The sequence below is a fragment of the Pseudoalteromonas sp. B131b genome (assembly GCF_037162545.1).
Lineage (GTDB): Bacteria > Pseudomonadota > Gammaproteobacteria > Enterobacterales > Alteromonadaceae > Pseudoalteromonas > Pseudoalteromonas fuliginea.
Window position 1 is genome coordinate 2046094 of the sequence record NZ_JARLUZ010000001.1, and the last position, 14669, is coordinate 2060762.

Annotated in this window: 12 protein-coding genes and 1 pseudogene; 3 read left to right on the top strand and 10 right to left on the bottom strand. The window is 39.9% G+C overall.

The window, feature by feature from the left end:
• Positions 1-64: 64 nt before the first annotated feature.
• Complete coding sequence (locus tag P4S65_RS09360) at positions 65-2287, top strand: TonB-dependent receptor (protein WP_337120033.1); 2223 nt, start codon at positions 65-67, stop codon at positions 2285-2287.
• Positions 2288-2361: 74 nt separating this feature from the next.
• Here P4S65_RS09360 and P4S65_RS09365 read toward each other — a convergent pair whose 3' ends face one another.
• Entirely contained in the window at positions 2362-2727 is a 366-nt protein-coding gene (locus P4S65_RS09365) for a hypothetical protein (RefSeq protein WP_008138625.1), read from the bottom strand.
• A 51-nt stretch (positions 2728-2778) separates the two neighbouring features.
• On the opposite strand from P4S65_RS09365, the gene P4S65_RS09370 reads away from it, so the two are divergent.
• Positions 2779-3321: a GNAT family N-acetyltransferase gene (locus P4S65_RS09370; protein ID WP_008138626.1), complete on the top strand. Its 543-nt coding sequence runs from the start codon at positions 2779-2781 to the stop codon at positions 3319-3321.
• A 92-nt stretch (positions 3322-3413) separates the two neighbouring features.
• Positions 3414-5087 (top strand): gamma-glutamyltransferase, encoded by a 1674-nt coding sequence (gene ggt / locus P4S65_RS09375; RefSeq protein ID WP_337120038.1) that lies wholly within the window; start codon positions 3414-3416, stop codon positions 5085-5087.
• 47 nt (positions 5088-5134) lie between these two features.
• On the opposite strand, the gene P4S65_RS09380 is transcribed toward ggt, so the two are convergent.
• From P4S65_RS09380 to P4S65_RS09420, 9 genes and pseudogenes are all read right to left on the bottom strand, one after another.
• Positions 5135-5989 (bottom strand): Tim44 domain-containing protein, encoded by an 855-nt coding sequence (locus tag P4S65_RS09380; RefSeq protein WP_337120040.1) that lies wholly within the window; start codon positions 5987-5989, stop codon positions 5135-5137.
• Positions 5990-6151: 162 nt separating this feature from the next.
• A complete protein-coding gene (locus tag P4S65_RS09385; protein WP_337120042.1) occupies positions 6152-6904 on the bottom strand; it encodes a DUF3379 family protein in 753 nt (250 codons plus the stop codon).
• Positions 6904-7461: a sigma-70 family RNA polymerase sigma factor gene (locus P4S65_RS09390; RefSeq protein ID WP_077538584.1), complete on the bottom strand. Its 558-nt coding sequence runs from the start codon at positions 7459-7461 to the stop codon at positions 6904-6906. Before P4S65_RS09390 ends, P4S65_RS09385 begins: the two co-directional genes overlap by 1 nt.
• Positions 7462-7521: 60 nt before the next feature.
• Positions 7522-9180: a BatD family protein gene (locus P4S65_RS09395; RefSeq protein ID WP_337120048.1), complete on the bottom strand. Its 1659-nt coding sequence runs from the start codon at positions 9178-9180 to the stop codon at positions 7522-7524.
• Positions 9174-11117 carry a VWA domain-containing protein gene (locus P4S65_RS09400; RefSeq protein ID WP_337120050.1) on the bottom strand — a complete coding sequence of 648 codons (1944 nt, stop codon included), beginning with the start codon at positions 11115-11117 and terminating at the stop codon, positions 9174-9176. The genes P4S65_RS09395 and P4S65_RS09400 overlap by 7 nt, the downstream gene beginning before the upstream one ends.
• Positions 11117-12103: a vWA domain-containing protein gene (locus P4S65_RS09405; RefSeq protein WP_182712767.1), complete on the bottom strand. Its 987-nt coding sequence runs from the start codon at positions 12101-12103 to the stop codon at positions 11117-11119. Before P4S65_RS09405 ends, P4S65_RS09400 begins: the two co-directional genes overlap by 1 nt.
• Complete coding sequence (locus P4S65_RS09410; protein WP_004335624.1) at positions 12096-12530, bottom strand: DUF4381 domain-containing protein; 435 nt, start codon at positions 12528-12530, stop codon at positions 12096-12098. Before P4S65_RS09410 ends, P4S65_RS09405 begins: the two co-directional genes overlap by 8 nt.
• Positions 12531-12532: 2 nt before the next feature.
• A complete protein-coding gene (locus tag P4S65_RS09415) occupies positions 12533-13477 on the bottom strand; it encodes a DUF58 domain-containing protein (RefSeq protein ID WP_007377763.1) in 945 nt (314 codons plus the stop codon).
• A gap of 3 nt (positions 13478-13480) precedes the next feature.
• Positions 13481-14436 (bottom strand): annotated as a pseudogene (locus P4S65_RS09420) (AAA family ATPase).
• Positions 14437-14669 lie beyond the last annotated feature (233 nt).

Here is a 14669-nt window from a genome sequence, read left to right on the forward strand (position 1 = left end):
CTGAAATTTATATTATCAAAATATAAACGCATAACTAATCATACGGTATCCTTTGGAGAATATTTTGAAACTACGCAACCTCTCACAGCTAAGCATAGCAATTCTTGCTGCACTGACGACCTCAATACATGCTGAAGAAGCTAAAACAACAGCAAAACAAGATGCATTTGAAAAAATCGAAGTAACAGCGCGTAAACGTACAGAGAGTCTGTTCGAATCTCCAACCGCTATCACATCAATTGGTGCCAACTTAATTGATAAAGCCAATATGAGTAACCTTGAAGATATTGGAAAATATGTACCAAACCTTAATATTACTCGCTATGGCGTAGGTAATGCGGCTCATGCTTCAGTGTTTATTCGTGGCATTGGTTTGCAAGATCACATTATTACTACTGACCCTGGAGTCGGTGTTTATCTTGATGGTGTTTATTTAGGCCGTCAAATGGGCTCTAACTTATCATTACCAAATGTTGAGCGTGTTGAGGTACTTCGTGGTCCACAAGGTACTTTATATGGCCGTAATACATTAGGTGGTGCAGTAAATGTAATTACAAAACAACCCGGTGATGAAGGTATTATTACAACGACAGCAAAAGTTGGTAGCCGTGGGCGAATTGCTGGTGATGTGTATTTTAATAACGCGCTTTCTGATGATGTGAGTATGTCTGCCAGTGCATCGTACAAAACACGTGATGGTGTGGGCGAAGCTGTTAACTTAACGAATCCAGAAAAAGAAATAGGCGAAGAAGAAGAGTTTAGCGGTCGTATTGCACTTAAGTGGCAAGCTAATTCAGATTTAGCATTTACTTTTTCTTTAGATGGTGTTGATAATGAATCTGGCCAGTCGCCTTATACAATTGAGTTGACAGAACCCCTCGATCCAAATGATGTTTTTAATGGTGATTTCCCATTATTAACTCAAGATTTAATTCCATCAGACCCTGATGATCTAGGCACAACGGTTGTTGGTATTGAATCTACGTCTTACTCAGGTTGGGGTACATCGTTTACCGCTGATTGGGCAATTAACGATACTTATACTGCTAAATTCATTTCAAGCTACCGTACATCTGAGTATGAAGGTGGCCTAGATGATGATGCATCACCTTTAAACTTATCTGAATTCCCTGAAGAGGGCGGTGCAGATCAGTACTCTTTTGAAGTTCAGCTAAACGCCACATTCGATAATATGGACTTTGTATCGGGTCTTTACTTTTTTAATGAAGATGGCTTTACACGTTCAGGTCCGTTTGTTTTTAGCCCATTTAATACACCTAATGGTTTATTAAATGATGGTGTAACGGAATCGTTTGGTGGTTACGGCGACTTTGAAATTAACCAAGAAACTAACTCATATGCCGCGTACATCAATGCCAGCTACGATTTAACTGACGATTTAACGCTTGGTGGTGGTCTTCGCTATTCACAAGATGAAAAAGATGCAAATGCTATATTCCCATCATTCCCAACTCGTAAATATGTCAGTGCAGATTTTGATGCAGTTACGTGGGATATAAATGCTTCTTATCAGCTTAGCAATAATATGAATGTCTATGGGCAAGTTCAAAAAGGCTATCAAACAGGTGGTTTCCCACCGCGCCCATTTGGCGGGCCAGACCAGTTTGTATCGTTTGATGAAACAAAAGCGATTAACTACGAAATAGGCTTAAAGGGTCAAGTACACGAAAATGTGTCTATGATGCTTGCGGTATTTGTGACTGATTACACCGATTTAGCATTACCGTTCTCTGACCCTACTTCAGGTGGTGGGTTTGTGACTATTGTCGAAAATGCTGGTCAATCTAAAGCGCAAGGTATTGAGCTTGAAACAACAGTGGCTATTACTGATGATTTTACAATTAGAAGTGCGGTAGGCTACTTAGACTCTGAAATTACCGAAGTATCAGAAGGGGTTCAAGGTATTGGTAAAGGTGATTCACCAGCACTGACACCTCGCTGGACTGTAATGATTGCACCATCTTACTTTATGGATTTAAGTAATGGCGGAACGTTAGCACTTAATGCTAATTATTCATTTAGAAGTGATATGCAAGGTCAATCTGTTTTTAACAAAAGTGAAACGATTGATTCTCGAGAATTGGTTGGCTTTAATATTTCGTACACGAATCCATATGGCGATATGGAAGTAACGTTATACGGCGAGAATGTTCTAAATGAAGTTTATGATGTAGGTCGCTTACAACAATCAGGTTTTGTTGGTGTAATGCGCAGTAATGACCGCAGCGAGTTTGGTTTGAAATTCAAAAAAGATTTTGAGCTATAATTAGTCAGTATTAACAAATATTGAAAACAAAAAAGGAAAGCCGAGGCTTTCCTTTTTTATTATTGAAGGTAAAATTAACCTTCGTTATGTTCTTTACGCGCTTGTTCAATTTCGTCAGCAATTTCTTGCGCTTTTTGCTTGGTTTTTTCAGTTAATTCGCCAGCAGCTTCTTTGCTTTTAACCCATGCGTCAACCGCAATCTCTTTGCCGTCGTCGTACATGTCTAAGCCCATTGTTTTACTTTGCTCTAATAGCTCGTTTAAAGACTCGTCATTTTTAAGATCGTTAGTTGTCTCTTTAACGTCGTTCCATGCATCACCAAGCTTTTCTTGCATTTGTGCGCTTTTATCTTTTGCATCTTCTTTTACTTCGTTGGCATCTTCACAACCAGTTAATGTAATTAAAGTGCCTAATAAAGCTAAACCTGCTAATTTATTCATGTGCTATCTCCTTTAGAGACTGATAATTAATTCAAGGTAGACTATACAACAATGAAAATGAACGCCCCCGTAACAAAACGATTAAATTTCAAATTAATGAATGAGCATGATTGGCCTCAATTATTTGAGCTCGACCAAGACCCAGCTGTAATGCAGTATTTAACGCGAGGTGTGCCTACCTCTTTAGAGCAAATAAAAAATGAGGGAGTACCTCGTATGCTCGCATATCGAAATGAGCTAAAAGGCTGGGGGCTGTGGAGTATCACGATAAAGCAAACCAATACATTTATAGGCTGGGTATTAATAAGGCCTATGGATTTTTTTAGTGATGCACCAAATTACGGTGATATTGAAATAGGCTGGCGTTTTAAGCAATCAAGTTGGGGGCATGGTTATGCAACCGAGGCGGCTTTAGCATTATGTGATGAACTTATAAAACAAGATGACGTTAAGGCGATAAGTGCAACGGCACTCAAAGATAATACAGCCTCTATAAAAATAATGAAAAAGTTAGGTCTGCAATTTATAAAAAATTACACACATACAGATGAGCAAGGCGATTTACCAGCGGTGCTTTATTCAAAAAAAGTTTGAAGATGATTAAATATCAATAGTATAAAGATTGACCTGTCTTTAAATGACGTGCATTAATATGGGCAACAAAAATAATAAATTAAGGATGTTGTATGGGATTGTTTTTTTCACCACGTAAATTAATCGTCAAAAGTGTGCTGGTTTTACAGTTCGCTGCTTTTAGTGTTTTAGCGCAGCCTTTATCGCAAAGCGCGGTCGCAATGCCTGACTCGTTCAGTGCCGATGCTGCTAAAAGTATATTAGAGCAAGGCGGTAATGCTGTTGATGCGGCTATAACGGCACAATTTGTACTTGCAGTAACGCTTCCTGAAGCCGGCAATATTGGCGGCGGGGGATTTATGCTTATTCAAAAAGATGGCAAGGGCGATTTTATAGACTATCGCGAAACAGCGCCAACAGCGGCTCATCGTGATATGTATTTAGATGATCAAGGTAATGTTATTGCAAACAAATCAATATATGGCATTCACGCAAGCGGTGTACCTGGCAGTGTAGCGGGTATGTGGCTTGCCCATCAAAAGCATGGCACTTTAAAGTGGGAAACACTAGTACAGCCTGCTGTAACGTTGGCTGAGCAAGGGTTTGTCGTTCCGCCTAAGTTAGCAAAAGGTGTTAGCCATTATATAGCCCATCTAAAAGAGCAAAAAATAAATGTAAACTTCGAAAAATATTTTGCTGATGTAAAAACTAATAAAGTATTTAAGCAACCCGAGTTAGCGGTAACGTTAAAGCGTATCCGTGATAACGGCCAAGATGGGTTTTATAAAGGCGAAACTGCAAATATTATTGCTAAATTTATGCACCAGCATGGTGGTATTATTAATCAAGATGATTTAAAAAATTATACCGCTAAATCACGTACACCTATTAAAGCGAGTTGGAATGGTTATGAAGTACTTACTTCGCCACCGCCGAGTTCAGGTGGTATTGCTATTTTACAGTGGCTTAAAATGTATGAGTTACAAAAACCAGATGCGGGCTTAGCGCATAACTCTACTCAGTATGTACACCTACTTTCTGAAATAGGTAAACGTGTATTTGCAGATAGGGCGGAGTATTTAGGCGATCCTGATTTTTTTGATGTACCAGTCAGCGCATTAACTAATATTAACTACCTCAAAGAGCGAAGTAATGGCATTTCGTTAACCGCGATCTCGACTACCGAAAATATTAAACCGGGCCTTAAAGAAAGTGAGCAAACTACACACTTTTCAATCGTTGATAAAATGGGTAACGCTGTCGCAAATACCACCACAATAAACTTAGGGTTTGGTAGCGGTGTAGTTGTTGAAGGTGCAGGGTTTATTTTAAATGATGAAATGGACGACTTTAGTGCCAAACCAGGCGTTATGAATGTGTTTGGTGCAATAGGCGGCAAAGCTAACGAAATACAGCCGCACAAGCGTATGCTTAGCTCTATGACGCCTACAATACTCCTTAAAGACAACACCGTTAAAATGGTGACAGGCTCGCCTGGTGGCACAACAATTATTAGCTCTGTGTACGAATCTATTTTAAATGCGGTAGAGTTTGATATGACTGCAGAGCAGGTTGTAAATAGCCCTCGTTTTCATCATCAACTGTGGCCTAAAAATATAATTAGAACACACATAGGTTTAACCGATAGCGTAAAAGCAGAGCTTACAAAAATGGGCTACACCATAGATGAGAATCACTTTGGTGACTTACACGTTATTATTAATAAAGAGGGCCAATTAGATGCCGCTTCTGAAGCATCAGGACGTGGTAAATCAATTGTTTTTTAAATAAAAAAACACCGCGCTAAAAGCGCGGTGCTTTAAACAATACAAAATTATTGAGTATCAATTAAATCTTCAAGACCCACTATTAGCCATGGAGCGTCGTCTGAAATTAGACGCTCTAAGTGCCAGATTTCTAAAATAGGCTCTTCTTTTTTATCGCCTAAATCACGGTACTTACCTTTAAAGCGAACACTAATCTGCCACGATTGCGCGTTTGTATCTGCTCGCACAAGTTCGGCATCAATAAACATCACTTCTGTTTCTACGCTTTGTATAGCTTCACGTTCAGCTTTAAACTCGGCAACAAGTGCAGGGCTTAAGTATTCAGCCATTGTGGTGTAATCGGCATTGTTCCATGCAGTTTGTAGCGTATGGTAATGACTACGGGCACCTTGCAAAAAGCCATTAACGTCAAAGTTAGGTGGTAAATTAAAAGGCACACTTTCACCTTGTGGGGCGCTGCTTGCAAAGCCGGTACTTGTTGGTTGCTCAATAGGTGCTTGTTTAAAAGCATTTTGCTGAGCACTTGTACTTGCACTGGCAAGTTGTGGGGCACGATTAGCACGTAAAAAGCCCGTTACTAGCTTAAATAAAATAAAGAGTCCGCCAGCTAATAAAATCATTTCTAATAGCTGAAAACCTTCAAAATTGTCGCCTAGCATTGCTGCAATTAAGCCACCCGCTAAAAGGCCACCTAAAACGCCTGCCATAATGCCTTTTTTATTTGATTTAGCTTTTGGGGCAGTCGTTGGGGTTGTTGTATCAGCTTTTTGTTTTTGCGCTGTTTGTTGTGTTGCAGGCGTTTTTCCGCGTTTACTGCTGCCAAATTTTTTACGTGCGTGTGCATCAAAACTGGCAGTACATAACAATGCCAATAGTGAAAAAATAACGATGATATTCTTCATGAAATTCCTTAATTTTAATCGAGCCGCGATTATAATTTACTTTCATGAGGAATTTAATTAATTAGTTTAAAAATCAGAGTTTTTAGGTATAAAAGGGAGGATTTATTAGAGGGTATTTAATAAAAAAACCGCTCAGTAGAAACTAAGCGGTAAATTTGTTTTTTAAAGCCAACGAATGGCGCCTGTAACGCGTTCGTTATAAGTATTTAAAGGTGCTCCAACACTTGCCACTAAAATAGTATCAGCTTGTGAACCTCGGTTGATATGGCCTTCAAAGCGCTCATCTTTAAAATCATCATCACCAAATCCAAATGATTGATTTTCAGAAGGTACTATAAATACGGTCATAGGGCCAAAGTCAGATTCAAATATTAAATGCAGGCCTTTTTCGCCTTTAAAATCACAAAACATAGCGTAAGTGACTGCACCAGGAAGTTCATCAATATGACCGCCTAAAACAGCTAACTTATCGTTTACACTTTGCAAGCTAATGGGCTCTTTTTTATCAAGCGCACTAATTTCGTAGTACACATGAGCTAGTGCATGTTCACCCGCTTCGTGTGCAATATTTTGCTCTGTACTAAAAAAGAAGGCACTAATCGCCACTACAAAAGATGCTGCTAACGCAAGATGCACGCGGTCAAGCTTAAAACGCGAGCGGGCATCAACTACATTTTTTCCTGTTGCTTGTTCTTCTTGTAGTGCTTTTTCTTTTAACGATGTGTTTAAAAGAATGCGATCTGCAAGGTTTTCAGGCACAGGTATGTCTAAAGAATCTTGAATAAATTTATCAAATTCTTTCATGTCGTTAATAAAACTTTGTCGCTCTGGGTTATTGTCGGCAAACTCCATAAGCTCCTTATCAATGTCGTTTGGCTGCGCAATAGTGCGGCGACGAAACTCAAGTTCATCCATTATTTTGATGCCCCTTTAAGTTGTTCATCATCACGGCTTAAGGCCTCTTTAAGTTGATTTCTAGCACGGTATAAACGAGTCATTACCGTGTTTTTATTTAAATCGAGTATGTCTGCAATTTCTTCACCAGAGCAGCCCATTACAACTTGTAATAATAATGGCTCACGGTATTCATCTGACAATAGTGCAATTTGACGTTGAATTACCGTTTGTTCCATTTCATCGTCTAATGAATGGCTGGTTTCATCAACAAGCGTGTCGTTTTCTACGTCGCTGTAATCAAACTGTTTACGTTCAAATCTGCGTGCATTTTCTCTGCGTAATATAGTCAGTAGCCATGGTTTAGCTGCTTTTTGGTCAAGTAAAGAGTCAAGTGAACGCCAAGCACGTAAAAACGTTTCTTGGACTAAATCATCTGCTATGTGCGGATCTCGGCACAACCAATAAGCAAAGCGATAAAGCTCCTTATTGTAAACGTGCACCAAGGCTTCATAGCGTTTTTGTTTCTCTACCATATTAATTAAGACCTGATTGTTTGATTTTTTCTTTCCAAGCATAAGTACTTTTTTATTAAAAATTATAATTTATTGCAAAAGAAGACCTGAGTATCGTAGTAATTATTTATAAAGATCTTTTAATACAGGTTGTTGCGACTTTGATGCTTGAGCTTGATATTTCTCAAGAATTTTAATGATAGCATTAAGATCACAGTTTGTAGTTCTATTACTGTAAAGCTGTGCCTGCAATTGCATAATATAGTTATTTAACTCACTATTGCTTACAATGCAGCATAGTTCATCAATTGCGCCCACATTTTTATTCGTAACCAGGACCGCATAATTATTAAGCTCATTATAAAACACTTTATTATCGTTTGATTTTGCTACCGCAACCAGCTTTTTCAAGCTTGGTTGGTTAATTATATCCGCAGTTGATTGTACTTTCTTAGTGGTATTGCTAGTAGAACGGTTAAACCAATAAAAAATTACAGTCACAATCCATAAAACATAACCTAATATCGCAACAGCAATAAGCCACAATGGTATATTTTTTTGTACTTGCATTGATTCTAACTGTGTAGCATCTACATTATTATTTGGCGAAGATGTTAGCGTATCGATAGTTTGTTGATTACTGTTAGTTGTTGAGCTAATAGCTGTACTACTAGGTGTAACAGTTATAGTACGCTTGGGTAATGTAGCTACGCTAATACGGTTCATTTTAGTATTAAACCAAGGCAGCTGTATTTCAGGTAAAGTGTAAGTACCTGGTTTTTGCGGCAGTAATGCATACGATGCAGTTTGCTGCGATACAACACGTCCGTCACGTACTGCATTGTTATTTTCTTTTTTATCAGGGTAGCTGCGTATGCCATCAATGGTAGGCATAGAGATTTCAGGTAATTGCTCTTTTGTAACGCCAAGAGCGGTAAGTGTAATAGTACGTGTTATAGGCGTACCGACTTCTACGGTGTTGTCGTTAGGTTGCCATTCTTCGTCTAGATTAACCAACTCGCTTGGTAACCACGTTCCCTTATAATCACTCGGAATTGGCTTGATTTCTATTTGCTGGTCGTCGCCAAGAGCGGATACTTCTAATTGACGATAATTTTGTTGTACTCGCCCTTGAAAAGCAGGACCTGCAATCGTGTAGACACCACTTTTTTGTGGCTGAATTAAATACTCGCGAGTAATAACAAGGTAGCGCTTGCCATCAACCAGCTCATAGCTCTCGGTTTGTTTACCTAATTGAGTAAGCTGAGCGTCTTCCATACTTGGTGCACTTAGGCTGCCATCAAGCAATTCTTTCGCAAGGTAAAGTTTAATAGTGTAAACGCCTGCTTCTTGCACAAATAATGAATTACTCGAGAGCGACGTTTTTAAAAATATTTCGTTATTTTTATCTGCATCAACTGAGCGTTTTGCCACTTTTAATTTAATAGGCTTTGAGGTTAACCCTGCAACGCTAAATGCCGGAATCGTGTAATCACCCTCTGTGCGAGTCATTAATTTGACCGACCACGTAGTTTGTTTATTAATGCTGCCATTAATAATGTTGGTACGAGAGCTTAAGCTCGTCGGGCCTACAACAAAGTCTTTTAACAGCGATGAGGTGTCTGGTTGCTCGCCTTTAACTGTATCGTCTACCGATATATTAAGCATAAAAAATTCACCCGCTAATACAGGGTTTTTATCTACGCTGGCTTCTAATTTGGTGGCAGCCCACGAAGGCATCGCACTTAATAGCAATAAACAGCAAAATAATCGCATTACCATGATTTTTCGACTCCTGTAGGGCGACGTTTATATTGTCTTTTTTGGGCTTCTAATTGCATTTTATTCCGTAATAAAATAGCCGGATCATCCGGGACTTTTCTAAGTAGTTGATTAAGCTGTTGTGCTTTTTCTTTTTCTTCATTGGTGAGCTCACTTGCTTGGGCTTTCATCGCTTGTTGCTGAGCACTTTGTTTTTGCTCATCAGTGGCGGGTTGCTCACTCATTGCTTGTGGTTTACTTTGTTGCTGCTCGTCCTCTTTAGGCTGGTCAGCGTCTTTATTTTGCCCTTGCTCACTTTGTGGCTGAGCTTGCATATCAGGTTCATTTTGCTTGTCTGATTGTTCGTCAGGCTCACCTTGTTGATTTTTTGATTGTTCAGACTCTTTATCTGATTCTTTATCAGATTTTTCATCGCTTGAGCTTTGACTTTCGTTTTCGCCTTTTTCAGAATCGCTTTTATCACCATTTTGTTGCTGATCCTGTTTTGACTGTTCAGAATTTTGCCCTTGGTTTTGCTCATCTTTTTTCTGGCTATCATCTTGGTCTTGAGAATCGTCGCCGTCGCTTTGCTGATCTTGCTGGTTTTGTTGCTCTTGTTGATTGAGTAATTGTTCAACTAAAGCTTGGTTGTCAGTTGCTTGTGTAAAGTCGTCTTGTAAGGTTTGGGCTTGTTTGTAGGCTTCAATGGCGTCCTCAAGCTTGCCAGCTTTGGCAAGGGCATTACCGTAGTTGTATAAACCGGTAGCCGACTTATCATTACTAAACTCATTAAGTGCAGCATCAAAATTACCTTGCTGGTAAAGCGCCGCGCCTTTTAACTCACTCGATTGCGCCTGTGTTGCTGCATCGTATTCTTTATTTTTGTAAGCCTGCAATGCACGTTGATCTGCATTTTGCAAAAGAGTAGGAAGCTCTACGGCATACGCATTATGCTGCGGTAAAAAGCTAAAGGCTAAAAAAGCCCCCAGCAAGGCAGCGCGTCTAAATAAATACAAGCCAAATGGCAGTAATAACAAGAGTCCGTATATACCGGCATCTATTCGCCAAAGTGCGTGGCTTTGTTTTTCGTCTTTCAATAATTCACTCTGTGCATTTGGGGCAAACGTATTTATGTCGTTATTACTAGGCTGGTAACTAGCAAATTTACCACCACTGCTCGATGCTAAATTTTTAAGCTGACTGGCATTGAGAGTAGGTACTACAATTTGGCCGTATCTGTCTTTCAAAAAACCACCTTCAGGTAACTTAATTGGTGCGCCTTGAGCGGTACCTACACCGTATATATTTAATCTATATTGGGTGTTACTGGTAAAACTACTAACGTCGCTTTGTTCTTGTTGGTCAATACCGTCGGTCACTAAAATAATGTCGCCATCAATATAACCCGCTTGCGTTAATAGCTCTTTGGCCATATCAAGACCCGCTAAAACGTTTGAGCCTTTGTCTGGCATTATTTCAGGGCTCAAGCTTGGAATTAAATTACTAAGTGTTGTGGCGTCGTTTGTTAGTGGCGATATTATATAGGCCGTGCCTGCGTAAGCTACAAGCGCGGTATCACCTTCTTTAAATAGCTCAATCATATCAAGCGCTTTAAAGCGTGATTGCATTAAACGATTTGGCAAAATGTCGGTGCTGTACATTGAATACGACATATCCATAACAATTACACGGGCACTTTTACTTTGAAATACAGGAACTTGTTTTTTCTCAAAACTAGGCCCAGCACTAAATAAAATGCCAAGGCTGCAAAACAAAGCAACTAACCAAAGTGGCTGGCTGGCTTTAGTATTTGCTTCGCTCATTATAAATTGTGCTAAATGAGGTGCAATTAGCTGCTCACTAGTCGTTTTTTTATGCTTAATTAAGGCAACAAAAAATAATGCCACAGCAGGTATGAGTAACCATAAAAGAGCGGGGCGAATAAATTCAAAATCCATTAGTTTGGCTCCTTTAATGCACGCAGTGTACTAAGCATTACTTTTAAGCTAATAAGTAAAATAGCGATAAGTAACGGGTAGTAAAATAATGAGCTTTGTGGGCGAAATGTTTGTTCATCAGCGCTAATAGGTTCAAGTTTATCAAGCTCTGCGTAAATTTGTTGAAGGCCTGCTACATCTTTGGCTCTAAAGTATAATCCGCCAGTTTGCTCGGCAATCTTTTTAAGTAAGCTTTCATCTAAATTACTGCCACTAGAGCCTCCCACATTAAAGAGACTAAAGCCGCGCGGATTATCTGAGCCAACACCAATGGTATACACTTTAATACCTTCTTCGCGAGCTAGCAGTAGGGCATCTTCTGGGTTTAAATTACCAGCGGTATTTTGTCCGTCGGTTAATAGCACCACAATACGGTTACTTTCATCTTTATTGGCAAAGCGTTTTACCGAAAGACCCAATGCATCACCAATGGCTGTTGCGCGCCCCACTAAACCAATTTGCGCTTCGCTGAGCATTTTACTTACTGTTTTAACGTCGCGGGTGAGCGGGGTTTGTAAAAACGCGGTGTCGCCAAATAATATCAGCCCAAGCCTGTCGCCTTGACGCTGTTCTATAAAATCACTGAGTACAGCTTTTACCATGGTAAGGCGGTCAACATATTGGCCATTATAAGCCATGTCTTGTTCGGTCATCGAGCCTGATAAGTCAACTGCTAACATTATATCGCGTCCTTCATTTGGTAATGAGATTGGCTCATCTAACCATGTTGGATTGGCAGCGGCAGTAACAAGTAATAACCAAATTACCCACTCGAGGGGATTTAAACGTCGTGCGTGTGGCTCGATACTTTGGCTGGTTAAATTGTGCTTTGCAAAACTGGGTATACGTAAACGCGTACTGGCATTACTTGCAGCGGGTTTTAATAGTAAAAGTAATAAAGGCAAGGGTAGTAATAAAAATAACCATGGCCAGCTAAATTCAAACATTTACTGACTCCTTTATTTTAAATTGCTTAATACCTTGGCGAAATTTTTCGCACAGTGTTGTATCTTTTTGGCTGGGGTTATACAAGCTTAGTATTTCTTGTTCTGTAAAGCTTAAACCGGTGAGTGTATTAAGTGTTGTGCACCATTTAGAGGTAGATTGCGCAGCAAGTCGCTTGTCGTAATATTCAATCACTAAACGTTTTAAAATTATATGCAGTTGCTGAGGGTTTTGCTCACTTTGGCTCAATTGTATTGCGTAGCGTTTAGGCTTTTTAAATTTATGTTTTTTATAAAATATATAAATAGCTGCGCACAGTGCTAAAAACAGCAGTGCAATAATAACCCACCAAGCAGGGGCGAGTGGCCACCAATTAACTTGGCTTGGCGCTATTATATCGTGCAGGCCATCGAGTGGATTGGTTTGCATGGTTATTTTCTCACTAATTGCAGCTCAAGCGGTGTTGCTGCATTGAATGATATTAAATTAAGACCCGATTTAGTTAGGCGATTAAAGCGCGCGCTAAATGCTTGCTCAGCATTTTTAGCAAAGCGTTCTCTAAAGCTGTTATCCATTAATGGTAGGGCAAAGTCCTGACCATTTGCATTAACAGTAACGGCTTGCTTAAACGCAGGTAACTGATGCTCAAATGGATCGCTTATGTGGCAACCAATCAGCTCGCAGTGGCGGCTTAATATTTCGAGTTGCTTAAAGCTGGCATCATCCAGAGCATTAAAATCAGACACTAAATACACTAAGCTACCTGGTTTTGCTAAATGATTAAGGCGCTTTAGGTTATCGCTAAAGTTGTTAGGGGCTGTTTTATCAATGTTGTTGAGTGCTTGCTGGTGGTTGTCGCATAAATTATGACAAAGCTTAAGGACTGCTTTTTCACGGGCGCTGGGCTTTAACTCCAAATGCGAGTGCTGATTAAACACAATACCGCCAATTCTATCGCCGCGCTGACACGCCGACCATGCAACAAGAGCGCTTATATGCGCAGCTTGCACCGACTTTAATAGTAACTTTGAACCAAACAGCATTGAGTTTGAAAAATCAGTAAATACAAACACAGGGCGCTCTTTTTCTTCTTGAAAGAGCTTTGTGTGAGTCTCGCCGGTACGCGCGGTAACTCGCCAATCAATAGAGCGAATATCGTCACCTTGCTGATAATGTCGCACTTCGGCAAATTCCATTCCTCGGCCTTTGTGCGGTGCAAGGTATTGCCCTGTTAAGGTATTTTTTATTTTTACCTTAGGGGCAAGTTCAAGCAATTGCGCTTTGGCTTTGTAATACATCAGCTCTTTGAGTGCTAAATTAACACCGTGGCTATGGCTCTGTTTGAGCCATGCTTGGGTTTCTAATTGTTTTTGCATAACTTATGGTACGGCTACAAGTTCAACTATACGGCTTATTACTTGATCTTTAGTAATGCCATCGGCTTGGGCTTCGTAACTTAAAATAATGCGATGACGCAGTACATTATGCACAACAGCTTGAATATCATCAGGTGCTACAAAATCACGGCCTTGAAGCCATGCATGAGCACGAGCACATTTATCAAGTGCTATTGTTGCACGCGGGCTTGCACCAAACTCAATCCAGCTACCAAGTTGTGCGTCTAATTTAGCGCCTTCACGAGTGGCTATAATAAGTTGTACTAAATATTGCTCAAGCGGCTCTGCTAAATAAAGGCCTAGTATTTCTTTTCGGGCTGCAAATAAATCGCTTTGACTAATTTTTGCAATACTGGTTGTTGCTCGTTAAGCGCTTCGCCGCGAGTTAAACGCAGTATATCAAGCTCATGCTCTGCGCCAGGATAGCCAATACTTAGGTGCAGTAAAAAGCGATCCAGCTGGGCTTCTGGTAACGGGTAAGTCCCTTCTTGCTCTAGCGGGTTTTGTGTTGCCATAACTAAAAACAGTTCGCTAAGCGGATAGGTATTTTTACCCACGGTAACTTGTCGCTCTGCCATGGCTTCTAATAGTGCTGATTGTACTTTGGCTGGTGCGCGGTTAATTTCGTCAGCTAAAATTAGGTTGTGAAAAAGAGGGCCTTTTTCAAATACAAACTCGCTAGTTTGTTGGCGGTAAATATCGGTACCTGTTACATCAGCTGGTAATAAATCTGGCGTAAACTGTACGCGCTGAAATGAGCCTTCAATGCCTTTAGCAAGTGCATTAACTGCACGTGTTTTTGCAAGCCCAGGAGGGCCTTCTACTAATAAGTGACCATCAGCTAAAATAGCAATAAGTAGCGCTTGTGTAAGCTCTGGCTGGCCAATGATTTGTGTATCTAAGTACGTTTTTAATTGTGAAAATGCGTTAGCTGCCATAATAAGTGGACTGTCCTCGTCAGCTGGGTTTGTACCTAATAGTGTTAGGTGATAAATACTGACCTATTTATAAGGTTTATAATTGGGTAACTCAAGAGTTAGACTGTATTTTTTAAAATAGTTCGTTATTTTTTAACGAATTTTAGCGTACCACAAAACTTTGTAAATGCGTCTAAAAAAGCCTATTGTGATAGTCGTAATTAAACACTGTTTATATAAATTTGTGTTTATCT

Bases quoted from the DNA above. Each gene is read 5' to 3' on its own strand.
- P4S65_RS09365 (WP_008138625.1), bottom strand. From the start codon at position 2,727: ATGAATAAATTAGCAGGTTTAGCTTTATTAGGCACTTTAATTACATTA.
- P4S65_RS09370 (WP_008138626.1), top strand. From the start codon at position 2,779: ATGAAAATGAACGCCCCCGTAACAAAACGATTAAATTTCAAATTAATG.
- ggt (WP_337120038.1), top strand. From the start codon at position 3,414: ATGGGATTGTTTTTTTCACCACGTAAATTAATCGTCAAAAGTGTGCTG.
- P4S65_RS09380 (WP_337120040.1), bottom strand. From the start codon at position 5,989: ATGAAGAATATCATCGTTATTTTTTCACTATTGGCATTGTTATGTACT.
- P4S65_RS09385 (WP_337120042.1), bottom strand. From the start codon at position 6,904: ATGGATGAACTTGAGTTTCGTCGCCGCACTATTGCGCAGCCAAACGAC.
- P4S65_RS09390 (WP_077538584.1), bottom strand. From the start codon at position 7,461: ATGCTTGGAAAGAAAAAATCAAACAATCAGGTCTTAATTAATATGGTA.
- P4S65_RS09395 (WP_337120048.1), bottom strand. From the start codon at position 9,180: ATGGTAATGCGATTATTTTGCTGTTTATTGCTATTAAGTGCGATGCCT.
- P4S65_RS09400 (WP_337120050.1), bottom strand. From the start codon at position 11,117: ATGGATTTTGAATTTATTCGCCCCGCTCTTTTATGGTTACTCATACCT.
- P4S65_RS09405 (WP_182712767.1), bottom strand. From the start codon at position 12,103: ATGTTTGAATTTAGCTGGCCATGGTTATTTTTATTACTACCCTTGCCT.
- P4S65_RS09410 (WP_004335624.1), bottom strand. From the start codon at position 12,530: ATGCAAACCAATCCACTCGATGGCCTGCACGATATAATAGCGCCAAGC.
- P4S65_RS09415 (WP_007377763.1), bottom strand. From the start codon at position 13,477: ATGCAAAAACAATTAGAAACCCAAGCATGGCTCAAACAGAGCCATAGC.